We start from the raw sequence: 25,060 nt of genomic DNA on the forward strand, positions 1-25,060 counted from the left end.
GAAATATCAAATTGATCGGGTCAAATCCTGCCAGGAAGCTGCTTGGCGGCAGCAAGCAGTGGAGGTTACTTGACCTTTAAAGGCTTTAATTGTGCCTCGATTTTATCGAGCGCCACGTTAGCTTCAAGTAACGCAGCCGCGGCATAAGCGCCTTCGACAAACGCGACGTCATAGACATGCATTTGTTTGTCGCTGACTTCTTCGGCGATGTCGAGATTCATTTTAGCGCTGCCGAGATCATAGAAAACCAGCAATTCGGAAGCCGGGTTGTCGTTAATGGCTTTTTGAATATGGTCAAGATCGGTGCCGATTTGACCGTCGCTGGTACCGCCGGCTGTGGTGATTGGCACATCTTTGGCGACTTGTTTGATCAACGTTTCAAGGCCGCTTGCGATGGCTGGTACGTGGGAAACGAGCAACATGCCCATTGCCATAGAATCACGCTCCTTTGAGGTTTGACAGTTCAAGCTTTTGCATCGAGGTATGCTTTTAGTAGCTCACCAGTCGAAGCCGCGCCTGGGTCAATGTGGCCGACACTTTTTTCACCGAGGTAAGATGCGCGCCCGCGTTTGGCGGTCATTGGCTTGGTGGCTTCGACCAGTTTGTCAATGGCAGCGGCGGTCAGTTTGTTTTGCTTAATCAAATCAGCAGCAGGTGCCCAGACATCTAACATGGTTTTGTCGCCAGGCTTAGCTTGACCACGCTTGGCAATCCCCTTGGCAGCTGCTTCGACAAGGTCGCCAAAGTCGGTATCGGTTTTGGCAAGTTTAGCCATTTCCAGAAAAGCAGTTCCATACAACGGACCGCTGGCACCGCCGACTTTACTGAGCATCGCCATGGCAATTGTCTTGAAATCCTGCGCCAGATCGTCGGTTGGCGGTGTCTTTTCGAACGCTGCTTTGATGGCATTGACGCCGCGTTCCATGTTGTTACCATGGTCGGAGTCGCCGATTACGCGGTCAAGTTCGGTGAGATGATCTTTTTGATCGGCAATCCGGTTTTCAAAATTCGTCATCCATTTGGTTAATGTCTCAACGTTTAACATCAGTATCCCCCCAGCCTACAGTGTGTGCAGATGCATTCAGATAAGTCAGCCATTGCGGATCGTCCAGCGCCAGCATCGTCAGCGAAACCCCGGCCATGTCGAGCGATGTGACATAATTGCCCGCCTTGGTGAAGCTGGCTTTGAGGCCTTGTGCATGTAATTCATTCAAAACATCGCCCATGAAAATGTACTGCTCGGACAGCGGGGTTGCACCCATGCCGTTGACCAGCACCGCGTATTTATGAGCTTTAGGATCTTTGAATTCAGCGGTTAGCTTGCCGATGAGTTGCTTGGCTAGCACTTTGGAAGTCGGCAGCTTTTCCTGACCGGTGCCGGGTTCATTGTGGATGCCAACGCCAAATTCGATTTCATCTGGCTTCAGGTCAAAACCGGGCTTGCCGACTTCTGGAACCGTTGCAGCATGCAAGGCAACTGCGAACGACTTGGTATTTTTAACGACCGCATCGCCTAACTTTTTGAGGTCATCAAGGCCTAATCCAGCCTCAGAAGCCGCGCCGAGAATCTTTTCGACAAAAATTGTGCCGGCAACGCCGCGACGCCCCTGGGTGTAGAGTGAATCTTTGACGGCCACATCGTCATCCACGACGACTGACTCGACTTTGATGTCATCAACGCTGGCCAGGTCCTTGGCCATGTCGAAGTTCATGACGTCACCGGAGTAATTCTTGACGATCATGAGAACTCCTTCACCTTGGTTAACTGCCTTGATCGCGGCGTAAATCTGGTCGGGCGTCGGCGAAGTAAAGACTTGGCCGGCCACTGCGGCATCAAGCATGCCTTGGCCGACATAACCGGCATGCAGCGGCTCATGCCCTGAACCACCACCGGAAATAACGCCGACTTTTGCATGTTGCTTAAATGCGGCGTCATTGCGGACGACCGCCGTTGTTTCAGGAATCTGTTTCAAATATTGCGGATAACTGGCAGCGAGACCAGCAATCATTTCCGGGACAATATTGCCCGGGTCATTGATAATCTTCTTCATATTTGGTTGCAACTCCCTTCTAGTTATCAGTGTACCGCTTTCAGTGCTAAAAAGTCAGGTCGTCAGCTAAGAATAACAAGGGGAATCTTAATGGTGGCGGCGTTTGTGACAATCGATTTTAGATCGCGGGCCAGAAAATAAAAACGCCTCGTTAAGCACATTTGGCTTAACGAGACGAATAGGTGATGCAGCAGTTAGTCAGCGAAATCGGTGACGGTTTCGATGGTGTAGTTGCCGCTATTTTTAAGTAACTTTGAAACCGGGCAGCGATTTTCAATTTCTTCAGTGAAGGTTTTGGCGGTATCGAGATCGACGCCTTTTACCATGACCTGGGCGTGAACCAGAAATTGGTACTCGGCACGGGCGCCGATGAACGCCACTTTCACGCGAACTGCGCCGGTATGTGGCAGTCCATGTTCCTTTTCAACGGCTTCCAATGTGGCTTCAAGGCAAGTGCTCAACGACAAGCCCAAAAGCTGTTCAGGGTTGGTCCCCGGATGGTCATTCATCGGGCTGCTCGTCTGAACTTTCAAACCGCCGGGAACATAAGCGTGACCTTCCAGTCCTTCGTCGTTAATGGCTTCAGTTGTGTACAGTGGGTGATTCCAACGTTCGTCTTGCATGAAAATTCCTCCTCGTATATTTAAATTACAACCAAGTTCTTGGATAGCTCCGTACTTGGATGTTGCGTGATATTCTCTAGTTGTTCATTGGATTTGGGTCCAACTGGTATAGGCTTTTCCCTCCTGTTGCTAGCTATTGCTAGACTTCACCCCGAGACTGCCGCCCAGATGAATCGAACAAGCACAAACCACAAGCTGCGGGGGCTGGAGATCAGTTCGGTGACTCGCGTTTCACCGAGCAGCTACTGATCCTCAGACAGACTGCTCATACTGCGAGGAAGTACTGTAGGTTCATAATTAGGGAATATCGCGCAGCGCCCAAGCCTATCCATAAATCAGAACAGAAAGGAGGTCCAATTCGATGAACTTGAATGTTGGTATTGATGTTTCAAAAGCAAAGCTTGATTACTGTGGCTTGGATTCTGCCAAGAAGGTTATTTTCCAGGACAAGACCACGAATACCCCTGACGGGGCCGGCCAAATTGAGAAATTAATCCTGGAATGGGCTAAACGCCAAGATGATTCACTAAAGATCGTGATTGGCATGGAAGCCACCTCGGTGTACAACATCCACCCCACACTTTACTTTGAACAAAGCTCAGCGCTCAGTGCGTTGGATGCCACTGTCGTCACGTTGAACCCCAAGATGACTCATCGTTACAGCCAATTGTTTGATGACGACAAGACTGATACCATTGATGCCTTCCACATCGCAGACTTTCTGCGCATTGGCCGGTATCAAGTGCCAGTGACCCGCGACGAGAAACACATTGCCTTACAGCGGCTCACCCGCGAACGGTATCACATCGTCAAACAAATTACAGATGGCAAAAACCACTTCCTCAACAATCTGTACTTCCGATTGAACACACTGGAAGCTGAGCTACCGACTTCTGTGTTCGGAAACACGATGATGACGGTGCTTAGCGGTGAAAAGTACACACTGGACGAAATCGCTCAGATGCCCTTACAGACGCTTACTCAAGATCTTAACCAATTGTCCCACGGTCGCTTTGGTGACCCAGAGGCGATCGCTAAGGCCTTACAAAAAGCCATCCGTAGCTCTTATCGCTTGAGCAAGACGGTTGCCGATTCTGTTGACCAGGTCATGGCGATTTACATCAACCAGATCCGGATGTTACAAAAGCAACTAAAAGCCCTAGACAAGAGCATCACCGACCTGTGTGCCGTCATTGATGGCTCACAGTCAACGCAAAGTATTCCAGGCGTTGGCCCAGTCTACTCGGCTGGACTACTGGCTGAAATTGGTCAGATTGAACGGTTTCCGAGTGAAGCTAGTTTGGCAAGCTATGCCGGACTGGTTTGGCGCAGAAGTCAATCCGGAAACGGTGAGCGGCAACTAACGCCGCGCACGCATAACGGCGATCAGTACTTACGCTATTACCTAATTGAAGCTGCCAACTCGGTAAGAGCGCATGATCCCACATTTGCCAGATTTTACGACAAGAAATACCGGGAGGTGCCAAAATATCAACACCGACGTGCTTGTGTCATGACTGCAAGAAAGCTGGTACGCGTGATCTATGCATTACTTAAAAACCACGAGTTGTATAAACCAGCCAAAGCGGTCTAGCGCGCCAAGCGTCAAGTTAGGGCTTTAGATTCACCTAGAGAAATTACTAAATCCCTGGGCTGGGGGAAGTATACCCTCTGAAAAATGAAACAAGTCTAGATAATTTGAATCACTCCCTTGACTTCAGACCACAAGTCTCGTGGATTGTCGATAGATCTGGGCTCATGGAGCGACTAGTTAACGGTTAGGCCAGTATATGGTGTCCTTAATTCAGCTGTAGCATACTAGGCAACCGTATTAAGTATAAACGCTTACATGTGTTCAGTAAACTGATGTTCTTTTCTCTCAAGCTAAGACTGGATTACGATTTAAAAATTCTGGAAATTAATTTATAAAGGATCACAATCAGAATAATATCGTTTCCAACACCAAAAGCTAACGCTGTGACTAGAAGCAAACCTCCACCAACTTGGCCATAAAGAACGCCAAGGACTGAAGCAATAAAGAAAGTTGCAAAGGCTGCAATCCATAATTTTCGCATTTTGATTGACACCTCAAATCCAAATTAGCCATTTTTGGCTCTTTATAGATTACCGCATTAATGAAGAATTTTATGCTAATATGAAATCATTCATATTTTTATATTTCGAAAAGAAACGAGGTACTTGCGTGGCGGACTATGCAGCAGGATCCATTTATCGCGAGGTGCGGCGAAGACGTGACTTGAAAATCAAGGAAGTAAAGGCAGATTTACACCAATCAACAATTTCCCACTTAGAGCACGATCAGAGTGACATGACGTTGCGGACAATGATGAAGATACTTCAGCCAACGTTTATGTCCGCTGAAGAATTTTGCCGTTTGATTAATGATAGAGATGAGGCATCAACCTCAATCTTTAAGCAAATGGCACATTACTACGATTCAACAGATTTAGAAGAGCTGATCAGTTTATTAAAGTCATACAAAGAAAAAAATCCATCAACAACTCCCAACAGACTTATCGGTATGATGATTCAGAACTGTATCGACGAGTTGTCACGGCAAGAGAGTTCACTTTCCAAAGATGATTGCGATTTTATTCAAGACTATCTGCTTCAACCTGGCAGGTGGTTCAGCTTTGAATATATAGTGTTCACTAATCTAGTGTTCTCTTTACCTGCCAAAATCAATTTGAGGATCGCAAAAAAGATGTTTCGTGCTTATCAGCAATTCCACCTACCTAGCTACGATGAGTTGCTGATAAGCGCTTTATATAATTTGTCAGCGTTCTTTCTTGGCCAAGATGATCCGTCTTCTGCAGTACGTTTTTTAGATTTTTTAGACTTAGAAAAGTTAGACCGTCATGTTCTTTACATGCGGCATCATGTGACCTTTCTGAAGTTGATGATTCAGTTTAAATTGGATTCCTTAAATCGAGAAAGCTTGGATAAACTGAAGGTGTTTTTAAAAGCGACAAGACTGATCGATCAGACACTTTTTGAGAAGAATATTGACTGGATCAAATCTTTGAGAATTGATCCAGATACCATTCTAGGGGAGCATTTAGAAGCCTGAGTCCCATTTGTGACTTCAATAAGAAAACCATCGAGGACGCAAAAAGCAACGACTTTCGCCATGGTTTGCAAAAGTCGTTGCTTTTTACTTTTCCTGAACTTTCGTCTTCCGAAGCTTTGTCTTTCGCCCGCCTGCCCAAATGCTGATTAGTGCCATAAGTCCAACAATGGGAAGGACAATGTCAATAATGGAGAAATGTATTTGACCTTGAACAATGAAATAAAAATATACAACTATCAGAGCTGCTGGCAAAAGCGCTCCTAGTATCTTGTTGCCAATGTAACCAAAGAAAGTCTGCAGCGAGATGATGGCAACTATCATCACTATTTCTAGTATGATTTCCAGCATGGCCCTTCTCCCTATTTTTTGAACGTTCGCGCAGGATATGGACTTGAGTTTGCTTTACAATCTCCAAAGAAACGATCCCTTGTAACTTTAATATAGCTAAATTATGATGGATTAGTCAATAAAAATGTACTTTATTTAATCATATCGTTGAACAGATTAATAAAATGTGAGAACTAAGCTTTTCGATCGAACGCAAGATATTTATTTTTAACTATTTGTCACTCAAATCCGGCTTCTGATAAGGCTCCGGATCATTGGCGTGTTCAGGTGGACGCTGTTCAAAGCCAAGTTCCTTGGTGATGAGTGGGCTGCCTTCCCAAATGAGGTGTTCGAGCAAGGCCATCGTGGTTTGGGCATCACTCAAGGCTGTGTGAGAAGGTAAATCAATGCCGAGCGCCTCTTTGTAGTATTGCAGTGAAGGGGTATGCTTTTTGCCGATTCCGAAAGTTTTACGGGCTAATGCGGCGACGTCGAAGGTTTGAACAGGTGGCACATCGATCGCGAGGCCGGCGCGAAGGGCGCGTAGGTCATTGCTGAGTGCGAAGCCGACAACGAGTTCATGCTTCAACAATTGTTCGACAGCTGTTTTGGCAAGCGGCAGCGGTTGTCCGTATTGATTCAACAAGTCATCGGTAATCCCAGTAATTTTGACCGAGAATGGCATTACGTGATGGCCTTCAGGTAGTTGGGTAAAAATATCAAACGCCCCTGCAACGTGATGATCACGGACCCGTAACAAGCTGATTTCAGTTAGGTCAAGTTGGTTGCGATCGGCCACAAACTCTGTATCGATCACGATGTAGTCGCCCCGGGCCAGTCGATCGATGACGTCTTTTTGCGTTTTTAGCGGTGCTTGGTCTGAGGCAAGCTGGGCCATCGTTGGTGGGTCTAACTGCAGCGACTTGGCCGCGCGCTGGTTTGCGGATTGCACTAACGGGGCTTTTTCCTGCGCAAATTTGGCTGCTAGTTTGGTGGTTAAACGGTCTGCTTGTTCTTGCCGTTGGTGGCGCAAATCGGTCAGGGTCTGATCGGCCTGGCCCAAGGAAATGCCAAAAAGCCTGGCCAGCCAAGTAGCTGGGGCAGTCGGCATCGTCGTCAAGACGTAGGCGCCCTTGAGATCAAGCAAAGAAAAGACCACCTGACCGGTTTCAAGCCAATTTTGCAATCCAAGGGCGAGGAGATGAACCCAGTCGCTAAACGGCTGCATGATGATTGGCAATTTATCGGCGGCTCTCATTTGATCCAGTTGTCGAGCAGCTTTAGAAACAGCTAGCGTGAGGCCGCGGGCGAGGCTTTTGCGATGATTGCCAAAATCCTGAACCGAAAACGTGATCGGAAGCAGCGGATCGCGTGGGCGCAACATGTCACGCAGCCGGCCACCTTCAGGGTACCAACGAGCCAGATCAAATTGCACGTTTCCTTGAATGTTGACCCGATTAACGGTTGCAGACTGGTGTGGCCGGTACTCACGATGCTGAAAAAGCGCCATGAGTTCATCAAGGCGAATGCGCACGGCTGCGGCATTATGCGGTTTGGCAATTGGGTCGCGCAATAACTTATTCAACTGACGCCGTGCCTGTCGCGGCGAGCGCATTTTTCTTTTTCGATTAGTGGACCGCGCCATGCTGCAACCCTCCTTACTTGGTATTTGACATATACGAACAGTATACCAAGAGTGAAGAAAATTTGCTTTTGGGGAAAGAGCGTGAGCCGGCGCGGTTAGAAACCGGAGTGTAAGTGGCCTTGGGCGTGATGGCGCTCTTTGCCATTGCGACCAAGGTTCTTACACGCAGGCTTCTGCGCCGGGGATCGCGTTTCGGAGCCGGATTGCCCTACAATTCTTACCCCCCGCACACGGACACCTTGAATTGCGAAAAAGGCTCAAACTTTCACTTATTTTTAAGAAGTCCCTTGTTTTCACCGATGATCTGTGGCATAACTGTTGTATGGATATCAAACAATCAACAGACGCAACAGCTTTCAAGCAGCGAATTTTCTTTGCCTTGTCCGAGCCGGGACGTTACACGATTGTGCGCATGCTTTACCACGTGGGCCACGAAATGGGGTGCAATGAGCTTAACCAGCACGTGGAGATTGACAAATCAACGATGTCATATCATTTGCGCACGTTACGTGAAATCGGCATGATTACCACACGCGTTCAAGGACGGCAGAAATTCGTCACGTTAAATACCGATAAGATTGAATCCGTCTTCCCGGGATTACTTGCTGAGCTGTAAATAAGCACATGGTTGCTTATTTTTTAGCGATAATTGTTTGATAAATTTAAAACTATAAAACAGATTGGAGACTTTTTGTATGAAAGAACGCAGGCTCTCGCTTTTATTTTTCCTCGTTATGTTCGTGATTGGCACAGATACATTTCTGGTTTCACCTTTATTACCGACTTTAACGCGGTATTACGGCATCTCAACGAGTCTTTCCGGTCTCATTGTCAGTGCGTACGCGGTGGGTTACATGCTGTCGGCGTTGCTGATTGGCCCGGTTTCCGATCGTCATGATCGTAAACGCATTTTGGTTATCGGTCTCATTGTCTTTACCCTCGCCACTGCTGGGTGCGGACTGGCCAATACGTTTCCGCTGATGCTCGTCACCCGATTCACTGCCGGCATTGCCGCTGCGACAGCCGGCCCGCAGATCTGGGCAGCGATCCCGGTGCTCTTTCCTAAGGGTCAGGTGGTCAAAGTCATGGGATACGCCACAGCCGGTCTGGCGGTTGCCCAGATTGTCGGTGTTCCGCTCGGTAGTTATTTGGCTGTTATCTCGTGGCGTTTTCCCTTCTTCTTCGTCGGCACAATTGCACTGATACTGACATTGTTGGTCGCGCGGTTCATGCCTAGCCTTAATGAAGTTAGAACCGCCCAGCCAAAATCCAGCATCTACGGCCAGCTTTTGCAAAACAAACCGGTACTCAAGTTATTAGGCGCGTACTTATTGTTTCAGACGGCAAATTTTACCGGCTTTGCGTTCATCGGTACCTGGTTCGCGAAAAGTTTTGGACTTTCGGTCGGCACGATCGGCAGCTTTATTCTGGTGATTGGAGTAGGACAGTTTGTCGGCAGTTTGATCGGCGCTCGACTGGTGACGTGGTTAGGTCAGCCGCACGCATTCCTGCTTGAATTCCTGCTGTTCATCAGTGGCTATGTCGTTTTGCCATTGGCTTCGTCAGCATTGGTCGCAACGATTATTCTGGCATTGATTTACACAATTGGCGGCGCACTGTTGCCGTTGTTCATGAGCACTTTGCAGGATCAAGCGCGATCAGCCCGCGGCACCATTTCCTCTTTGGCTAACGCGGTGATGTATCTTGGCGAAGCGATTGGCGGCGTTGTCGGTGGTATCTTGATTAAACAGTTCACCGGCTTTTCAGGTATTGCGGTGTTTACCGCTATTGGGGTAACCCTGGCAATGTTGTTATACGCGCGGCAAGGTTATTTTAAGCAGCTGCAAACAAGCCGCTGATGATTCGCAATTTTTTGCATAGAGGTATTGTTCCGAAAAGTAGCAAACGATATAATTGACGCAAGAACGTATGTTTGCTGTTCGGAAAGAAGATGCGATTATGCAGGAGAATTTAGCACAGGAAATCTTACTGTTGTTAGGTAGTGGGCGGTTTTTAACGACTAAAGAAATCGCTAAACTGCTAAACCATCCAGAAGTAAGTGTCAAAAGCGAACTACTTAAATTGGTGCGTGCCGAGAAAATTAACCGGCGACATTTTGCCGGTCGCGATTATTTTCAGACTGTTCAACCACAGACAGAGCCCAATGCCTTCAGTACGGCAGCTGAACAATACTTGGATCGGCGGCACGCAGCGCGAAAATTGGGCAATGCACGGACTTGTTACCACCATTTGGCCGGAAAAGCCGGCGTGGCCTTGTTTGACCAACTTTTAATGCAAAAACTCATTACCTTGACGACCGCCAACGCGTATCGATTGACAGAAAAAGGCCGGCACGTCTTGGCACAATACCTCGGTCACCCAGTGCGCCAGGGGAAGGTTCAGACTTGCATCGACTTTTCAGAGCGCCGGGTTCATTTAGCCGGTAAATTAGGGGATGAACTGCTGACAAAGCTGGTGGCTAATCGTCAAATGACCTTGAGCGGGAACAGACTCGTCCGGGTTTTACATCCAATTGACCAGCAATCATTGGCGGTGTCCCATGTCAGTTGAGCGACAACGGTGTGCATGGGGTGAAACCGACAATGCCTTGATGCAGCAATACCACGATGAAGAATGGGGCAGACCCAGTCATGACAGCCGCCACTTGTTTGAACTGTTGTCGCTGGAAATCATGCAGGCGGGTCTGAGTTGGCAGACGGTTTTGAATAAGCGGGCAGCGTTCAAGACAGCCTTTGCCAACTTTGATTATCGCCAAGTCCAGCAGATGACGCCCGAAATTCCTGTACTCTTGCAGAATCCTCAAATCATCCGGAATCGTCTGAAAGTGACAGCGATTATCAACAACGCGAATACCATCGCAAAGCTGGCTGATAGAGGCGAAGACTTTGATCACTATGTCTGGGCGTTCGTCAAAAATCATCCGATTCAACACCACATCACCAGTCATGCGGAGGTTCCCAATACAACCGATTTGGCCAAGCGTATGGGCAAGCAAATGAAAAAAGACGGCTTTAGTTTTACCGGCCCTGTTGTCATTTACTCGTTTATGCAGGCAGCAGGGTTGGTCAACGATCATGAAACCAGTTGCTTTGTTTATCAGTTGTTGGAAAAATAATGGGGAATCAAGATTTCTAGATACTATTATGTTAACTAACAATACCCCCGGCGCATGCGCGGGGGTATTGTTGGGTTAACGATTCAACGAGAACTTAAGCCGTCACTAATGAAATTTGAACTTTCATCCCTAGTCCTTTAGCATACCGATTTAAAGTAACTAGAGAGGGAATTGAATCTAAACGCTCAATCTTCGCTAACTGTGGTTGCTTCATGGCAATCTTTGCGGCAAAGTCTTTTTGACTAATTCCCCTCCGAATGCGTTCTGCCACTAAATCCGCCAGTGTATCAATGATCGTCATATCTTCACTTGATAAAGCGGTTATTGTCGGTTTATATTCCTTCCACGTTGTCATAATCTAGTTCTCCTTTCGCTTTAACCAGTCTTCGAGATTGCTTAAAGCCTTTTGAATCTCACGTCTGTCCGTTTTGTTTTGACGTTTAGTATAGTGATGAAGCAAAATATAATGATTTCCGTTCCAGGCTGCATAGAATATTCGCTCTGGCATTGGACGCAATTCAAAGAGTGGTTTTGAATATCCCTTAAGCATTCTGGCTTGTGGCATTTTCATGTTAGGACCGAGCTGTTCCAACAAGTCAATCTGATAGAGGGTTTTTGCGAGTAATACTCTATCTGACTTCTGTGCACTATCATTTAAGCGATCTAAAAAATCATGGATTTCACTATAACCATCTTTATCTTCGTAAAAATCAACCTCGTACATGGCCTTCTCCTAGATCTAAATTAATCTGTTTGCTAATTATAACTCGCTTGATATAAATCGTCAAGAGTAGAAAATGACTTGAAGGGCTCAAAAAGCTTTGAAAAAGCAATATTAAAAAAAGCCCACCCGCACCAAATGCGAGTGGACTGATGAAACCTTAGAACAGGTTAAATTAAAGTGCCTCAGGAACCATCTTGACAGGCTTGTTGCCAATCCAGCCGGTGATTTCCTTGAATGTGTCTGTGATGGCATCGGTGCCTGGCTTGAGCATCTTACGAGGGTCAAAGCCCTTGCCTTGTTGATCCTTGCCAGCTTCGATGTATTCACGAGTTGCTTTAGCAAAGGCAAGTTGGCATTCGGTGTTGATGTTCAACTTGGAAATACCCATGGTGATCGCCTTTTGAACTTGTTCTTGAGGGATACCGGAACCACCGTGAAGAACGAGTGGCATCTTAACGGCGTCATTCAATTCTTGTAAGCGGTCGAAGTGCAGGCCCTTCCAGTTGTCTGGATATTGGCCGTGGATGTTACCAATGCCGGCTGCCAGGAAGTCGATCCCGGTAGCTGCCAAAGTCTTGGCTTCTTCAACGTCAGCTAATTCACCTTCGCCGACAACACCGTCTTCTTCACCGCCGATGGAACCAACTTCGGCTTCAACGGAAATGCCCTTGGCGTGGGCCAGCTTAACGATTTCCTTGGTCTTTTCCAAGTTATCTTCAAAGTCGAGGTCGTGGCCGTCGAACATAACGGAGTTGTAGCCGGCAGCAATAGCTTCCTTAGCAGCTTCGTAATTGCCGTGGTCCAAGTGGATAACAACCGGAACGGTGATGCCCATGGCTTTAACCGTTGCTTCGATCATGGTTTGGCAAAATTCATAACCACCCATGTACTTAGCAGCACCCATGGAAGTCTGGATGATAACCGGAACGTTCAATTCTTGAGCACCGGCGAGAATGGCACGCGTCCATTCCAAGTTGTTGGTGTTGAAGGCACCGATACAGTAGTGACCTTTATGTGCAGCTTTTACAAGCTCTGCAGCGTTAACTAATGGCATGTAGATATCCTCCTACGAAATATACAATTCACAACCGTTGTATTCTACCATAGATTGCAAGAGAAAAGGGCGAGAAAATGATGAGATCCTGACAGTTTAAGTGACGGGTTTTGCGGGAACCGGTCACAATTGGCCTTACCGAATAATGAGAACGCTCTCATTATTCAATTGATCGGTCCATACACTACGTAGTTAATTTCACAAGTGACTTTAAAAATATTAAAAATAAAACAGCTTTATCACGCTGGTTTTAGGCGTTATTTGATTACCAATCTCAAAAAATAGATTATATTTTCACAAGTGAATTATGCCGGTATAAATGAAACCTTGCTAAGAATGATTGACCAGAGAAATCAAAGCACTAAGGTGAAGATAGTAACAGATTGAGAACAATTGAGTTGTTCACTTGAAAAAGTAGTCAAAAGAGGAGATCTTGATATGGCAACAAAAGCAGCAGATCAGTTAGTCAGCGTTTTGATGGATTGGCAAGTGAAGCACGTTTTTGGGCTGCCAGGCGATTCGATTGATACGACCGTCGATGCGTTGCGCCGTCATCAAGACAAGATTAAGTTCGTTCAGGTTCGGCATGAAGAGGTTGCGGCACTGGCTGCCTCGGCAACGGCCAAGCTGACTGGCGGCCTTGGCGTTTGCCTGTCAATTGGTGGCCCGGGTGCCATCCATCTGTTGAACGGGTTGTATGACGCCAAAATGGATCACGCCCCGGTTTTGGCATTGTTGGGACAGGTCACGACCAGCAATCTGAATGAAGGCTTTTTCCAGGAAGTCAATACGCCTAAGCTGTTTGATGACGTGGCGGTTTATAATAAAACGGTCATGGCTTCGGATAATTTAGGCCAGATTGTCGACACGGCGATTCGAACCGCGTTTACGGAAAAAGGCGTAGCGGTTTTGACGATTCCGGATGATTTGCCAGATCAAAAGGAAACGACGAGTTATCGCGACAGTGCTGCGGCCTTTGCGTTGAACGTACCGGAAGTTGATCCTAAGCAGCTGGATGATGTGGCTTCGCTATTGCAGAAGTCGCAGAAGCCATTAGCTTTGATCGGCCGTGGGGCGGAACATGCCGGGGAACAGGTTCAAAAGTTTGTTGAGGCTAACCACATCCCGTTTATCCAAACGATGCCGGCCAAGGGAACAGTTGCGGATGATCACCCTAATAGTCTTGGCAATGTCGGTAAGCTCGGCACCAAGCCGGCTTATGAAGCAATGAAGGCAACGGATTTATTGTTCATGATCGGCACCAATTATCCATACACACCTTACTTACCGGATGAAGGACAGGCAAAATGTGTCCAGATCGATACGCAGCCGGAAAATCTGGGCAAGCGGTACTCGGTTGATGTGGCGGTTGATGGCGATGTCGAAACCTTTTTGACCGAACTGAACGCCAAGGGTTCGTTGCGTGATGACGATCGCTTCCTGAAAGCTTGTCAGAAGAATATGGAAAGTTGGGACAAGTGGATGGCCGAAAAGCGTCTGTTGACCACGAACCCAGCCTCACCAGAAGCAGTCTTTGCCACGATTGATCAGACCGCGCCAAAAGATGCGGTTTACTCAGTTGATGTCGGGACGTCGACGTCATGGGGTGCCCGTTTTCTAAACGTTCAACCAACACAGAAATATACCATTTCGGCTTGGTTAGGCACGATGGGTTGCGGCTTGCCGGGCGCGATTGCCGGGGCCGAAGCCTTCCCGAAGCGGCAAAATATCAGTGTGGCCGGTGATGGCGCGTTTGCCATGGTCATGCAGGATTTCGTTACCGCGGTTAAATACAAGCTGCCCATTATCATGGTTGTTTTGAACAACCAGAAGTTGGCCTTTATCGAATATGAACAGCAAAGTGCCGGTCAGCTGAATTATGAAATCGATTTGGCGGACATGGACTATGCCAAGATTGCTGAAGCTGCTGGGGGCGTTGGTTACACAGCCCACAGCAACGACGAGTTTAAAGAAGCGTTGACTAAGGCCTATCAGGAAACGGAGAAACCGGTTTTGATCAACACCTATGTTCAAGACGACGCCCCGCTACCAGGCAAAATTGTCGGCGAGGAAGCGAAGGGTTACATGAAGTATGGGTCCCAGTATCTTGAAAATTACTGGAAGATTCCATCCATGCCACCGTTGAAGGACATTATGCGGCAGTTCTTCTAAATCGGGGTATTTGCTAACTCTAGGGAAACGCAACAGGCAGCGAGAGTTGTTTGGAATACAAAAAATCACTCTTAGCAATGGAGGCTAAGGGCGATTTTTTTAGTATCGGTAAAAAGATATTATTCAAAAATTTTGCTGGAAATTGGTGTAGCCGTTTTGTTAGGTGTCATGCACGAGTGGTTAAATTTCATCACCACTAGGCTTGCCCCAATCTAGTTCGCCTTCATGCTTGACTTTCTTTGAGTAAGTTAAAATGTCAAAATCAATAAACCGTTCTTCCGGTTTTGAAGGACTTTTTTTCTTTTCAATGATTAAACGGCCTTTGCCATCTATATGCATCTTTACCAGTTGGGCATCGAGATCATCAATGCCCATTTTTGCCAGCATTGTTTTTGAAATGATGACACCTTGAGAGTCTCCCCAGCGTTTAATCGTCGTTTCCATAACAGATCCCCCTGTTGCCAATAGTTGCTCGATCAAAACCGCGATCAATTGCGCAGATAGAGTTTAACATACGCTTATACAACCGCTAAAGGGATCCGAGCCACGCAGCCATTTCCTTATGCCATGCCTTACGCGCGTCGGTCCCGGGCGACATGTTGCTTAACGTGATATGCGCTAACTGTCTTTTGAACGAAACGTCAAAGTAGGCCCAGTATCCAAAGACGTGACCGTTGTGCGCCAGCCATCCCGGGGTTTTAGACTTCATCCAGCCCATGCCGTAAAAATCGTGCGTCAACGTTAACGCCTCACGCCAAGCTGACGCAGGTAAAATCTGCTGATGCAAGGTAGCTTGCGCCCATTTGGCTAAATCAGTGACTGAACTGACCACCGCGCCATCGCCACCAGTGTAATCGCCGCGGCCTAAAGCCACTGGTTGGCCGTTGGTAAAATCTAGATCGTCGTAGCTATTTGCCTCGGCGGCCTGGGTTCCGAAACGGGTTTGGGTCATTCCCAACGGCTGGAAAAAGTGCTGCTCGATGAAATCGCCCAGCGGCATATCGGCAACTTGGGCAATGATGTGGCCAAGAAGGAAGTAATTACTATTTGAATAAGCCCCTTTTTCATCCGGGGCAAAATCTAGCGGATGGCGGTTCAATAAGTCAAGAACTTGCTGAAGGGCGTCACCGTGAGCCAGATCTTCCAGTATCGGGTAACTTAAATGGGATTCACTGGCGTTCGGCATTTTTTTGGTATATTCGACTAACAACAATTCCGTGTAATCGGGAATACCGCTCGCCATGTGCAACATCTGACGCAAAGTGATTTGCTTGGCGTACCGATATTCCGGCAAATAGTCCGACAACGGCGCGTCAATGTTCAGCGTCCCAGCCGCATCCAACAGCAACATGCTGTCAGCCGTAAATTGCTTGCTTAACGATCCTAAACCGCTAGTAGTGTGGATCGTGAATGGTTCTTGTTTTGCAAAATCCGCCATGCCGTTTTGCCAGTGGGACAATTGATGATTGGCATCCACTAACATGGTGGCACCGTTGAGATGATATTTTTCATTGATATCTTGATAGCCGTTCCAATCTGTCACGAAAAGGCCTCCCTTTAGCCGAAAAAACGTTGAGCCAACGATAGCATGCATCGCACTGCTTTTCAAACTAAAATATCACCATTGGCCAATGAGAATCTAATTGGTAGCTTTACTTGCCATACCGGTTGCATCCTCTTGCCTGGACTGCGATGATGGCCTTAATTAACGAAGGAGGAAACACAGATGGCTGCGATTTATGATAATCCGGATTTTTTCAAGGCCTATAGCCAAATGGATCGCTCAAAAGAAGGGTTAGCCGGGGCGGGGGAGTGGCATGAGTTGAAGACGGTCTTACCGGACTTCACCGGTAAACGAGTGCTTGATCTCGGGTGCGGTTATGGTTGGCACTGCCGCTATGCCGCTGATCATGGCGCTAAAAGTGTGCTTGGCATCGACACGTCAGCCAAAATGCTTGCCAAGGCTGCTGAGCTGACGGATGACAAGCGGATCGCGTATCGCCAGCTGGACATGCAGGCAATTGATCAATTGCCGGGGCAGTTTGATGTCATTTTAAGCTCGCTAGCCATTCATTACATTGCCGATTACGCTGAGCTTGTCGGCAAGATCAGCAACAAACTGCCAATTGGTGGGCAATTTGTCATGTCCGTGGAACATCCGATTTTTACGGCCCAAGGCAATGAAGAGTGGGTCACGGACGAGCAGGGCCACAATCGATACTGGCCGGTTGATCGCTATTTTGACGAGAGCCAACGGGAAACCGACTTCTTAGGCCACCGCATCAAAAAATACCATCGGACGGTGACGACCTATTTGAATACCTTGCTCGACAACCACCTGCGACTGGATCGCGTGATTGAGCCAACGCCGACTGCTGAAATGGTCAAGACTATTCCCGGCATGGCTGATGAAATGCACCGCCCGATGATGCTGATTGTGGCAACGACCAAAACGGCGTGAGCAATCGTGCCTGTCTATTGTCGCCAATCCTTTCACGGCGTATACTCGTGGGATTAAAACTAAAACGAATAGAAGGAAATCGCTCGTGAAACTAAGAATTGGTATTCCCACAGACGAACTGATCGAAGTCAATCCCGTGATGCCGAATAATCACCCTGCTTATGTGCCGCATGATGTCAAAGAGGCATTTATTCACCTTGGTGCGCTCCCGCTCGTTTTGCCGTTCCCTGATGATGTCAGTCAGACCGAACAGTTGGCGCACGATGATATGGCCTTAGTCGACGGACTGATGCTGCCAGGCGGCCCGGATGTGGATCCGACGCTCTATGGCGAGGAACCGCATCCCAAGATCGGCATGACGCTGTACCAAAAGGATTTGTTTGAAATCGCCTTGATTAAGGCAGCCTTAGCCGCAAATAAACCGATTTTCGGTATTTGCCGCGGGATCCAGATCATGAACGTTGCTATGGGCGGCACGTTGTATCAGGATCTTGAACAGCAATATCCTGATTTGCGAATCCAACATCCCCAAGCCACATTGGGTCAATTTGCGACCCATCATGCCGAATTAACGCCTGGTAGTCGCTTGGCTGATTTGTACGGCAAGCAGACCATTAAAGTCAACTCCCGCCATCACCAAGCAGTTAAAACTGTCGGTAAGGGGTTGAAGGTGACAGCCGTTGCGCCCGATGGTGTGGTTGAAGGAATGGAGTCCACGGACAACGATCTGTTCTTAGGTGTCCAGTGGCATCCGGAGAATATGTGGCAACAGGAAGATCCGCAACAGCTCGTTGTTTTCCAGGACTTTTTGAAACGTGTTGCAGATCATCAGAAGTGACTTCTGCGGTTCGATGAATCGTGAAAAGTGCCACGTTAAACGTATCCGTTGAAAACCGTCTCGTTCATGAGGCGGTTTTTCTGTGTGGTGCGCTATAAACAAGTCGCACTTGGTAACTAACAACTCCAAAAACAATTTTCAGAAAATCTTTTCTTTTAGCTAGAATCATGTAAGATTGAAGCCGAGTAGCATTGATGAAACGGTAGTTGTTTAATGAAGCCATCTGGTGCGAGGTAAGGGCACTATAACGCGTTCACCGGCGCAGAAACCTACATGTAAGGACCTTGGTCGCAATGGCCTAAACCCGGGCCATCACGCCCAAAGCCGCTTACACTCCGGTTTCTAACCGCGCCGGTTCACGCTCAAACAAGGAGGAATCGGAATGGACGATGAAGCCGTTATCGAGCAGCTCACGGAGAAGCAGACTGAGCTGATTGAGTTTTTGTATGTGGACTATAACGGACTGACGCGGGGAAAAGTGATTCCGCTGGCCAGCCTGAAAGCCAAGCTGGCTGACGGGATCGGCTTGACCAAAGCAACGCTGAATGTCAGTGAACGCGACACCATTTTGCCGGTCGCTGACATGACGCCGATTGGAGAATTGCGCTTGATCGGGGACGCTGCTTCGGCGCATGTGCTGCCTTATATGCCACAAGTGGCAACCTTGATGGGCGATATTTATAATCTCGATAAAACGCCTTACGCCTCCGATCCGCGGACCATTCTGAAACAAGTGGTCAAGCAGTTGGCCGACGCCGGCTTCACCGTGAAAATAGCTTATGAAAACGAGTTCGAGTTGTTCACCGGGGATAAGGATCATCGTGAACCGGCCATGCCGCGAGTTGCCTTTTCAACGGAGTCCATGGACTTTGCCTATCCGTTCATTCTTAAAACGATCAATCAACTGCAACAGGTCGGGATTATGCCGAATGCCTATTATCCGGAAGGCGGCATTGGCCAGCATGAATTGAGTATGTTGCCGCAGGATCCGGTGACCGCGGCAGACAATGAAGTGATTTACAAACGGATCATTAAAAACACCGCCAAAGATTTTGACTTGTATGCCTCCTTTGCGCCTAAGCCCCTTGTTGATTCGGCTGGCTCCGGTGCGCATATTCATTTGTCGTTGTGGCGCGGACAAGAAGACGCCTTTTTCGATGCAGACGCGCCGATGCAGCTATCCAAGACTGGTCAGTATTTTGTCGGTGGCGTGTTGAAACATATTCAAGGCTTACTGGCGCTGACCTGTCCATCGGCGAATTCCTATCAGCGCCTGGCTCCGGGACATTGGAGCAGCGCTTATGCGACCTATGGCAAGGACAATCGCGAGGCGGCGGTGCGGATTCCGTCGACGGCGTGGGGCGATCCGGCTAGTTCGATGAACATTGAGCTGAAGGCGAGCGATGCGACCGCAAATCCGTATTTGGCGTTTGCCGGCTTGCTGGCGGCGGGGCTGGATGGTATTCAGCACCAGACGCAACCGGGTGATTATTGTGATGTCGATCCGGCAACGTTAAGCGAAGCCCAACGCAATGAGATGGGGATTCACCGTCTGCCGCAGTCATTGAGCCAGGCAGTCGACGCGTTCGTGACCGATTCGCTTTTCCACGACGTATTCGGTCCGCAACTGATCGATGCTTACGCCAAAATCAAGCGTGAAGACGATCAATATTATTCGAAGTTAGCATTAGAGAAAATTGCGGCATTGCACCGCGAGCTATATTGAATTGCAAGTTGAAGAACCAATTTCGGCCATCATCATGAATGGTGACCGCTGTGCATGAGGAGGAAACGTTTTGGACGACCTAACCGAGTTTGTCGACCAAGTCCCATTGTTGGACCATCACTGTCATTTCTTAATTAACGGGAAAGTGCCGAATCGTGACGAACGGTTGGCGCAGGTGTCGACGGAGGCGGACAATGACTATCCGCTCGCCGACACCAAAAACCGTTTGGCCTATCATGGCTTTTTAGCTTTAGCCAAGCAATTTGCCCTCGATGCCAAGCACCCGCTGGCGGCGATGAATGATCCGGGTTATGCCACTTATAATCAGCGTGTTTTCGGCCACTATCACTTCAAAGAATTGCTGATTGATACCGGATTTGTACCGGATGACGCGATTCTCAACTTAGATGAAACTGCCAAGCTAACCGGTGTGCCGGTCAAGGCGATTTATCGGCTGGAGACGCACGCCGAAACATTCATGCTGAAATCGGACAATTTTGCGGCTTGGTGGCAGGCTTTTAGTCAGGACATTCAACAGGCGAAGGCACATGGCTATGTCGGCTTCAAATCGATTGCAGCTTACCGCGTGGGGTTGCACATTGAACCGGTTAATCTCATGGAAGCGGCGGCCGGATTTGATACCTGGAAGAACTCCGGGGCCAAACGGTTAACTTCCAAGCCGCTCATCGATTACATCCTGTACCACGCAGCGCCGTTGATCATGGCGCAGGATTTGCCCCTGCAATTTCACGTTGGCTATGGCGACGCGGACACGGATATGTATCTGGGCAATCCGTTACTGATGCGTGATTTCCTGAATGCCTTTGCCAAAAAGGGACTCAAAGTGGTTTTACTGCATTGCTATCCGTATCATCGCGAAGCCGGCTATTTAGCCAGTGTCTTTCCGAATGTCTATTTTGATATTTCATTGCTGGATAACCTCGGTCCCAGCGGCGTGCAGCGGGTTTTTGATGAAGCGCTCGAACTGGCGCCGTATACACGGTTGCTGTTTGCCTCCGATGCCAGCACGTATCCGGAAATGTATGGGTTAGCGGCGCAACAATTCAAACAGGCACTGATCGGGCATTTTGCCTCCCTGCCATTTGTCGATCTGGCGCAGAAAAAAGCTTGGATCAACGCGATTTGCTGGCAGACAGCGGCCAAGCTTTACCACCAAGAAGAGGAGTTTGTGAATTAATTATGGAAAAGCGCAAAAAATTAACCTTGCTTGAGGTCTTTGGACTCTCAATTGCAATGGTGGCGCCAACTGGGGCGATGTCGTTTAACACGGCAAGTGCCGCGGCCAATGCCGGCATCAACATGCCAATCGCTTTTTTGCTTGGCGGCATCGGCGTCTTGTTTGTGGCGATTTCGTTTGTGGAACTGGGCAAGCGGATCCCCGGCGATGGCTCAGCTTATGCGTATAATGCCAAAGCACTTGGCGAAAAGGCCGGCTTCATTTCCGGCTGGCTATTGGTGTTGACGTACGTGACATTTGTGTTTAGTTCCGGCGCCATTGTCGGCAACTTTGCCAATGTCTTTCTCAGTCATTTAGGCGTACATCTGCCGGTAAATCTCTACAACATTTTGGTTTTGTTGCTGGGTGGCTGGCTAAGTCATAAAGGCATTGAATTTTCGACGCGCTTGACACTGATCCTTGAATTGCTGGCGGTGTTGGTTTTGAGTGTGCTGACGGTCGTGATTATTTTTTCCGGCGGCCGCAGTGGTAACTCGGTGCAGCCGTTGATTCCACAGCCGCATATGGCGACCGGTTTGGGGATGGGCATGGTGTTTGCGCTGATGTCCTTTGCCGGCTTTGAAGGCTCGGCAACGATTGCCCCACGCGCCAGGAATCCGCGTAAAGCGATTAGCATTGCCTTGCTGGGCGCCGTGAGCTTTGCGGCGATTTTCTATTTTCTTGTCAGTTACGCCGAAGTGATTGGCTTTGGCTCCGCGCATATTGGTGATCTTGCGAAAAGTACGGCACCCATGAATTTCCTGGCGACCCATTATTTGGGAACCAATGCAGCGATTTTCATGGACTTCGCGGCAATGGTCAGCTATTTTGCCTGCTATTTCGGAGCGCTTAATGCTGGCGCGTTCATGCTGGAGGCGCTAGGTAAAAGCGGTTATCTGCATCCGTGGCTGGCGGTAGAAAGCGGGGACAAGCAGACGCCGACGCATGCGCTCGATAGCATTACCGGACTCGCATTGATTGTGTATGTTATTTTCGCGATCGGCCTGGGTGTAAGTGCCAGCGATATGTATAACTGGTTTGGCACGATCGGGATGCTAGGGCTACTGACGGTTTACGTGTTGGTGAATATCGGTGCGATCGTCTATTTCCGCAAAGACAAGGGCCGGTCGATGTTCAAACATGTGCTGGCACCGGTGATCGGAATTCTCGTACTCATTTATCCGATTTACACGAGTATCTGGCCGATTCCGGCGTTTCCGATGAATACTTTTCCTTACATCGCCATCGTCTGGTTCCTGATTGGCCTATGGGTCGCGACCAAGCGGCGAAAAGTTGAAACGCGGTTGGAAGATTTTTGATTGGGTTGTGAGCTTAACTAAAAAATGCGCTTGACATGATGAGATGCCAGCGCATTTTTTAGTTTCATCGGTCTTGCTCGTTTGCCGTGGCTGCCGTATGCGCGGTGCCGGTTTTGACGTACTTTTCAGTGCCGTCTGCAACGGCTTGGCGATAATAGTGTTGCTTGTATTCAATCGTGTTAAGCGTTTGTTCCAGTTGCTTCATCTGGTTTTCGACTGCGGTGTGGAGCTGATTAAAGAAGTCCAGCCGCTTGGTGAGGGTAGCGTCGCCTTCAAGATTCCATTGCATAAACGTGCGGATATCTTTAATTGACATACCCGCCGTTTTGAGACAGTTGATCATTTCCAATGCGCTAAGATTCTGGGCGGTAAAACACCGTGCCCCTGCTTGATCCTTTTGAAGATCAGGGATGAGTCCTTCCTTATCATAGTAACGAATGGTCGGGATAGACAGATGGGTGATTGCGGCAACTTCGCCGATGGTATATGAAACTGACATGAAAGCCTCCATGGTTTCTTACGAGATGACAAGACATATTGCAAAAAGAAACGACTTGCCCTAAAGTCGACTTTAGGGGATAAAGTGAGTGTAGCACGTAAGCCGATTGATGCAAAATTGCGTTTATCGGTCTTTTTTATGCCCTTGTCGGCGGGAAAATGCTGTTATGGCTACATCGCACGTGACAAGCAACGTGCAGTAATTTTTTAAAAGGAGTGAGTACATCTTGTTGGAAGAGACGTATACGTTAACGAATGGGGTCAAGATTCCCAAAATCGGCTTTGGCACCTGGATGATTGATTCGGATGATGCCGCGGCAAAGGCCGTTCATGAAGCAATCAACGTCGGGTACCGCCATATTGATACGGCGGAGGCATATGGTAATGAAGCCGGGGTTGGCGAAGGTGTGCGGGCATCCGGTGTGCCGCGTGAAAATATTTTCGTCAACACGAAGCTCGCGGCCGAGATCAAGGATCACGACACGGCCGTCAAAGCTATCGACGGCTCGCTTGAGAAGCTTGATCTGGAATATGCGGACATGATGATCATCCATGCACCGAAGCCATGGGCCAAATATGATGAGCCGGAGCGGTACTTCGAAGGGAATCTGGAAGCCTGGCGGGCATTGGAAGAAGCCTATAAAGCCGGCAAATTGCGCGCCATCGGAGTTTCTAATTTTGATCCCACCGATCTCAAGAACCTGCTGGATCATGCTGAAATTGCCCCAATGGTTGATCAGGTTTTAGCGCACATTACCCAGACACCGTTCAAAACGATTGACTTTGCGCAAGAGCACCAGATATTAGTCGAGGCCTATTCGCCGTTCGGCCATGGCGAAATGTTCAAGAATAAGGACATCCAGAAAATGGCGGCTAAGTATCAAGTCTCCGTTGCACAGTTGGGCATGCGCTATCTGCTGCAGCTGGGCCTACTGCCATTGCCAAAAACCGTTAACCCGGACCACATGAAGGCTAATGCAGAGGTCGATTTTACCATCAGCGATGATGATATGACGGCGCTGAAGCAGATGAAGCCGCTAACCAATTATGGCAAGTACCAGTCATTCCCGGTTTACAGTGATCGATTGAGCTAAGCCCACGGACCGGCAATAACGACCTTGCCAATCATGTGACCGGATTCGACCAGTGCATGTGCTTTGCGCAAGTTGGCTGCATTCAACGGCTGCAGTGTCTTGGTTAACGTGCATTGAATCGTGCCGTCATTGAGTAAGCTGGCAACTTTGTCGAGAATGATCCCTTGGGAAGCGAGATCATAACCATACCAGGACTTTGAAAACATCCACTCCCAGGCAAACGTGGCTCGCTTTTTAGTCAACTTTTGCAAGTCAATACCGCGCCGGTTTTCCGTAATGGCCGCAACCCACCCGTCAGGCCGAATCATGGTGGCAATTTCGTTCCAGTGTTCGTCTAGATGCGAGAGGTTAAGGATGTAGTCAACATTTTTGAAACCGGCCGCTTTTAATTGTGGCGGTAATGGCTGACGGTGATTCAAAACGTGATCGGCGCCATGTTCCCGTACCCATTTTTGTGACTCGGGGCGTGAGGCAGTGGCGAGGACCTGCAGGCCAGCGAGGTGGGCGAGTTGTGTCGCCATTGAGCCAACACCGCCTGAGCCGTTAATGATCAAAATGGCATGCTTACGATTTTCCTCTTTGTTGTCAAGTGGGATATGCAGTTTTTCGAATAGCGCTTCCCATGCGGTGAGACTGGTCAGTGGCATGGCAGCGGCTTGGGCATCGGTGAGCTTAGCCGGGGCGTGACCGACAATTCGTTCATCAATCAGTTGATATTCGGCGTCACTGCCGGAACGTTTGTAACTGCCGGCGTAGAAGACCCGGTCACCTACGTGGAATCGAGTAACGTCCTGCCCCACAGCCGTCACAATCCCAACGGCATCCCAACCAATGACTTTCGGCTGGGCAAGGTGGGCATGACCTGCGCCACGCGTTCCGGTATCGACCGGATTCACCGAAACTGCCTGGACATTCACTAATAAGTCGTGGCCTTCAGGTGTTGGTGTCGGTAACGTCAAATCTTCTAAACTGTTTTCCTGCTCAATCGGCAAATGCTGCGTAAATCCAATGGCTTTCATCAAAATGACTTCCTTTCGTTTGCTTGCTTAACCTTTCACCTTGTA

The 25,060-nt window shown here is 48.5% G+C and carries 27 protein-coding genes; 13 read left to right on the plus strand and 14 right to left on the minus strand.

Features of this window, described 5'->3' with window-relative positions; all coding sequences use genetic code 11:
• Positions 1-65: 65 nt before the first annotated feature.
• The 4 genes from dhaM to LACZS1_RS02525 all read right to left on the minus strand — a co-directional run bounded on the left by dhaM (position 66) and on the right by LACZS1_RS02525 (position 2,674).
• The gene (dhaM, locus tag LACZS1_RS02510) at positions 66-434 is read right to left on the minus strand and encodes a dihydroxyacetone kinase phosphoryl donor subunit DhaM (RefSeq protein ID WP_070650759.1); all 369 of its coding nucleotides are present in this window, start codon (positions 432-434) and stop codon (positions 66-68) included.
• A gap of 29 nt (positions 435-463) precedes the next feature.
• Positions 464-1,045 (minus strand): dihydroxyacetone kinase subunit DhaL, encoded by a 582-nt coding sequence (gene dhaL / locus LACZS1_RS02515; RefSeq protein ID WP_070650761.1) that lies wholly within the window; start codon positions 1,043-1,045, stop codon positions 464-466.
• A complete protein-coding gene (dhaK, locus tag LACZS1_RS02520; RefSeq protein ID WP_070650763.1) occupies positions 1,032-2,051 on the minus strand; it encodes a dihydroxyacetone kinase subunit DhaK in 1,020 nt (339 codons plus the stop codon). The genes dhaL and dhaK overlap by 14 nt, the downstream gene beginning before the upstream one ends.
• A gap of 194 nt (positions 2,052-2,245) precedes the next feature.
• Positions 2,246-2,674: an OsmC family protein gene (locus LACZS1_RS02525; RefSeq protein ID WP_070650765.1), complete on the minus strand. Its 429-nt coding sequence runs from the start codon at positions 2,672-2,674 to the stop codon at positions 2,246-2,248.
• Between the two features lie 361 nt (positions 2,675-3,035).
• On the opposite strand from LACZS1_RS02525, the gene LACZS1_RS02530 reads away from it, so the two are divergent.
• Positions 3,036-4,268: an IS110 family RNA-guided transposase gene (locus tag LACZS1_RS02530; RefSeq protein WP_070650064.1), complete on the plus strand. Its 1,233-nt coding sequence runs from the start codon at positions 3,036-3,038 to the stop codon at positions 4,266-4,268.
• A 301-nt stretch (positions 4,269-4,569) separates the two neighbouring features.
• Here the strand turns inward: LACZS1_RS02530 and LACZS1_RS02535 are convergent, their stop codons facing one another.
• The gene (locus LACZS1_RS02535) at positions 4,570-4,749 is read right to left on the minus strand and encodes a hypothetical protein (RefSeq protein WP_010492988.1); all 180 of its coding nucleotides are present in this window, start codon (positions 4,747-4,749) and stop codon (positions 4,570-4,572) included.
• A gap of 128 nt (positions 4,750-4,877) precedes the next feature.
• On the opposite strand from LACZS1_RS02535, the gene LACZS1_RS02540 reads away from it, so the two are divergent.
• The gene (locus tag LACZS1_RS02540) at positions 4,878-5,765 is read left to right on the plus strand and encodes an Rgg/GadR/MutR family transcriptional regulator (RefSeq protein ID WP_070650224.1); all 888 of its coding nucleotides are present in this window, start codon (positions 4,878-4,880) and stop codon (positions 5,763-5,765) included.
• An 84-nt stretch (positions 5,766-5,849) separates the two neighbouring features.
• Here LACZS1_RS02540 and LACZS1_RS02545 read toward each other — a convergent pair whose 3' ends face one another.
• Positions 5,850-6,101, minus strand: a complete 252-nt coding sequence (locus LACZS1_RS02545; protein WP_070650227.1) for a hypothetical protein — start codon at positions 6,099-6,101, stop codon at positions 5,850-5,852.
• Between the two features lie 223 nt (positions 6,102-6,324).
• On the minus strand, positions 6,325-7,737 hold the full coding sequence (locus LACZS1_RS02550; protein WP_070650223.1) for a 3'-5' exonuclease: 1,413 nt from the start codon (positions 7,735-7,737) through the stop codon (positions 6,325-6,327).
• A gap of 322 nt (positions 7,738-8,059) precedes the next feature.
• Here LACZS1_RS02550 and LACZS1_RS02555 point away from each other — a divergent pair, with 322 nt between their 5' ends.
• The 4 genes from LACZS1_RS02555 (at position 8,060) to LACZS1_RS02570 (ending at position 10,873) form a co-directional block, all read left to right on the plus strand.
• A complete protein-coding gene (locus tag LACZS1_RS02555; protein ID WP_010492997.1) occupies positions 8,060-8,353 on the plus strand; it encodes an ArsR/SmtB family transcription factor in 294 nt (97 codons plus the stop codon).
• A 79-nt stretch (positions 8,354-8,432) separates the two neighbouring features.
• Positions 8,433-9,596, plus strand: coding sequence for an MFS transporter (locus LACZS1_RS02560; protein ID WP_070650222.1), 1,164 nt, complete (start codon positions 8,433-8,435; stop codon positions 9,594-9,596).
• A gap of 100 nt (positions 9,597-9,696) precedes the next feature.
• A complete protein-coding gene (locus LACZS1_RS02565) occupies positions 9,697-10,308 on the plus strand; it encodes a transcriptional regulator (protein ID WP_070650226.1) in 612 nt (203 codons plus the stop codon).
• The gene (locus LACZS1_RS02570; protein WP_070650221.1) at positions 10,298-10,873 is read left to right on the plus strand and encodes a DNA-3-methyladenine glycosylase I; all 576 of its coding nucleotides are present in this window, start codon (positions 10,298-10,300) and stop codon (positions 10,871-10,873) included. The genes LACZS1_RS02565 and LACZS1_RS02570 overlap by 11 nt, the downstream gene beginning before the upstream one ends.
• 94 nt (positions 10,874-10,967) lie before the next feature.
• Here LACZS1_RS02570 and LACZS1_RS02575 read toward each other — a convergent pair whose 3' ends face one another.
• The 3 genes from LACZS1_RS02575 to fba form a co-directional block, all read right to left on the minus strand.
• A complete protein-coding gene (locus tag LACZS1_RS02575) occupies positions 10,968-11,228 on the minus strand; it encodes a helix-turn-helix domain-containing protein (protein WP_010493005.1) in 261 nt (86 codons plus the stop codon).
• A gap of 3 nt (positions 11,229-11,231) precedes the next feature.
• Positions 11,232-11,597: a type II toxin-antitoxin system RelE/ParE family toxin gene (locus tag LACZS1_RS02580; protein WP_010493007.1), complete on the minus strand. Its 366-nt coding sequence runs from the start codon at positions 11,595-11,597 to the stop codon at positions 11,232-11,234.
• 172 nt (positions 11,598-11,769) lie between these two features.
• Positions 11,770-12,651 carry a class II fructose-1,6-bisphosphate aldolase gene (fba, locus tag LACZS1_RS02585; protein WP_010493008.1) on the minus strand — a complete coding sequence of 294 codons (882 nt, stop codon included), beginning with the start codon at positions 12,649-12,651 and terminating at the stop codon, positions 11,770-11,772.
• 438 nt (positions 12,652-13,089) lie between these two features.
• Here fba and LACZS1_RS02590 point away from each other — a divergent pair, with 438 nt between their 5' ends.
• Positions 13,090-14,823 (plus strand): pyruvate oxidase, encoded by a 1,734-nt coding sequence (locus LACZS1_RS02590; protein WP_010493010.1) that lies wholly within the window; start codon positions 13,090-13,092, stop codon positions 14,821-14,823.
• 180 nt (positions 14,824-15,003) lie between these two features.
• Here LACZS1_RS02590 and LACZS1_RS02595 read toward each other — a convergent pair whose 3' ends face one another.
• On the minus strand, positions 15,004-15,267 hold the full coding sequence (locus LACZS1_RS02595) for an AbrB/MazE/SpoVT family DNA-binding domain-containing protein (protein ID WP_070650220.1): 264 nt from the start codon (positions 15,265-15,267) through the stop codon (positions 15,004-15,006).
• Positions 15,268-15,352: 85 nt separating this feature from the next.
• The gene (locus LACZS1_RS02600) at positions 15,353-16,366 is read right to left on the minus strand and encodes a serine hydrolase domain-containing protein (RefSeq protein WP_070650219.1); all 1,014 of its coding nucleotides are present in this window, start codon (positions 16,364-16,366) and stop codon (positions 15,353-15,355) included.
• A gap of 183 nt (positions 16,367-16,549) precedes the next feature.
• Here LACZS1_RS02600 and LACZS1_RS02605 point away from each other — a divergent pair, with 183 nt between their 5' ends.
• The 5 genes from LACZS1_RS02605 (at position 16,550) to LACZS1_RS02625 (ending at position 22,404) form a co-directional block, all read left to right on the plus strand.
• Positions 16,550-17,284, plus strand: a complete 735-nt coding sequence (locus LACZS1_RS02605; protein ID WP_070650218.1) for a class I SAM-dependent methyltransferase — start codon at positions 16,550-16,552, stop codon at positions 17,282-17,284.
• An 85-nt stretch (positions 17,285-17,369) separates the two neighbouring features.
• A complete protein-coding gene (locus tag LACZS1_RS02610) occupies positions 17,370-18,122 on the plus strand; it encodes a gamma-glutamyl-gamma-aminobutyrate hydrolase family protein (RefSeq protein ID WP_070650217.1) in 753 nt (250 codons plus the stop codon).
• Between the two features lie 382 nt (positions 18,123-18,504).
• Positions 18,505-19,848 carry a glutamine synthetase family protein gene (locus LACZS1_RS02615; RefSeq protein WP_070650216.1) on the plus strand — a complete coding sequence of 448 codons (1,344 nt, stop codon included), beginning with the start codon at positions 18,505-18,507 and terminating at the stop codon, positions 19,846-19,848.
• Between the two features lie 70 nt (positions 19,849-19,918).
• Positions 19,919-21,046: an amidohydrolase family protein gene (locus tag LACZS1_RS02620; RefSeq protein WP_070650215.1), complete on the plus strand. Its 1,128-nt coding sequence runs from the start codon at positions 19,919-19,921 to the stop codon at positions 21,044-21,046.
• Between the two features lie 2 nt (positions 21,047-21,048).
• Entirely contained in the window at positions 21,049-22,404 is a 1,356-nt protein-coding gene (locus LACZS1_RS02625) for an APC family permease (RefSeq protein ID WP_070650214.1), read from the plus strand.
• Between the two features lie 64 nt (positions 22,405-22,468).
• Here the strand turns inward: LACZS1_RS02625 and LACZS1_RS02630 are convergent, their stop codons facing one another.
• On the minus strand, positions 22,469-22,903 hold the full coding sequence (locus tag LACZS1_RS02630; protein WP_070650213.1) for a MerR family transcriptional regulator: 435 nt from the start codon (positions 22,901-22,903) through the stop codon (positions 22,469-22,471).
• Between the two features lie 226 nt (positions 22,904-23,129).
• On the opposite strand from LACZS1_RS02630, the gene LACZS1_RS02635 reads away from it, so the two are divergent.
• Entirely contained in the window at positions 23,130-23,996 is an 867-nt protein-coding gene (locus tag LACZS1_RS02635) for an aldo/keto reductase (RefSeq protein ID WP_070650212.1), read from the plus strand.
• On the opposite strand, the gene LACZS1_RS02640 is transcribed toward LACZS1_RS02635, so the two are convergent.
• Positions 23,993-25,015: a zinc-binding alcohol dehydrogenase family protein gene (locus tag LACZS1_RS02640; protein ID WP_070650211.1), complete on the minus strand. Its 1,023-nt coding sequence runs from the start codon at positions 25,013-25,015 to the stop codon at positions 23,993-23,995. The genes LACZS1_RS02635 and LACZS1_RS02640 overlap by 4 nt on opposite strands.
• Positions 25,016-25,060 lie beyond the last annotated feature (45 nt).

It is taken from the genome of Lacticaseibacillus zeae subsp. silagei (assembly GCF_030770335.1).
GTDB lineage: Bacteria > Bacillota > Bacilli > Lactobacillales > Lactobacillaceae > Lacticaseibacillus > Lacticaseibacillus zeae.

Coding starts and splice junctions, on each gene's coding strand:
- dhaM (WP_070650759.1), bottom strand. CDS start 434: ATGGCAATGGGCATGTTGCTCGTTTCCCACGTACCAGCCATCGCAAGC.
- dhaL (WP_070650761.1), bottom strand. CDS start 1,045: ATGTTAAACGTTGAGACATTAACCAAATGGATGACGAATTTTGAAAAC.
- dhaK (WP_070650763.1), bottom strand. CDS start 2,051: ATGAAGAAGATTATCAATGACCCGGGCAATATTGTCCCGGAAATGATT.
- LACZS1_RS02525 (WP_070650765.1), bottom strand. CDS start 2,674: ATGCAAGACGAACGTTGGAATCACCCACTGTACACAACTGAAGCCATT.
- LACZS1_RS02530 (WP_070650064.1), top strand. CDS start 3,036: ATGAACTTGAATGTTGGTATTGATGTTTCAAAAGCAAAGCTTGATTAC.
- LACZS1_RS02535 (WP_010492988.1), bottom strand. CDS start 4,749: ATGCGAAAATTATGGATTGCAGCCTTTGCAACTTTCTTTATTGCTTCA.
- LACZS1_RS02550 (WP_070650223.1), bottom strand. CDS start 7,737: ATGGCGCGGTCCACTAATCGAAAAAGAAAAATGCGCTCGCCGCGACAG.
- LACZS1_RS02555 (WP_010492997.1), top strand. CDS start 8,060: ATGGATATCAAACAATCAACAGACGCAACAGCTTTCAAGCAGCGAATT.
- LACZS1_RS02560 (WP_070650222.1), top strand. CDS start 8,433: ATGAAAGAACGCAGGCTCTCGCTTTTATTTTTCCTCGTTATGTTCGTG.
- LACZS1_RS02565 (WP_070650226.1), top strand. CDS start 9,697: ATGCAGGAGAATTTAGCACAGGAAATCTTACTGTTGTTAGGTAGTGGG.
- LACZS1_RS02570 (WP_070650221.1), top strand. CDS start 10,298: ATGTCAGTTGAGCGACAACGGTGTGCATGGGGTGAAACCGACAATGCC.
- LACZS1_RS02575 (WP_010493005.1), bottom strand. CDS start 11,228: ATGACAACGTGGAAGGAATATAAACCGACAATAACCGCTTTATCAAGT.
- LACZS1_RS02580 (WP_010493007.1), bottom strand. CDS start 11,597: ATGTACGAGGTTGATTTTTACGAAGATAAAGATGGTTATAGTGAAATC.
- fba (WP_010493008.1), bottom strand. CDS start 12,651: ATGCCATTAGTTAACGCTGCAGAGCTTGTAAAAGCTGCACATAAAGGT.
- LACZS1_RS02590 (WP_010493010.1), top strand. CDS start 13,090: ATGGCAACAAAAGCAGCAGATCAGTTAGTCAGCGTTTTGATGGATTGG.
- LACZS1_RS02595 (WP_070650220.1), bottom strand. CDS start 15,267: ATGGAAACGACGATTAAACGCTGGGGAGACTCTCAAGGTGTCATCATT.
- LACZS1_RS02605 (WP_070650218.1), top strand. CDS start 16,550: ATGGCTGCGATTTATGATAATCCGGATTTTTTCAAGGCCTATAGCCAA.
- LACZS1_RS02615 (WP_070650216.1), top strand. CDS start 18,505: ATGGACGATGAAGCCGTTATCGAGCAGCTCACGGAGAAGCAGACTGAG.
- LACZS1_RS02625 (WP_070650214.1), top strand. CDS start 21,049: ATGGAAAAGCGCAAAAAATTAACCTTGCTTGAGGTCTTTGGACTCTCA.
- LACZS1_RS02630 (WP_070650213.1), bottom strand. CDS start 22,903: ATGTCAGTTTCATATACCATCGGCGAAGTTGCCGCAATCACCCATCTG.
- LACZS1_RS02640 (WP_070650211.1), bottom strand. CDS start 25,015: ATGAAAGCCATTGGATTTACGCAGCATTTGCCGATTGAGCAGGAAAAC.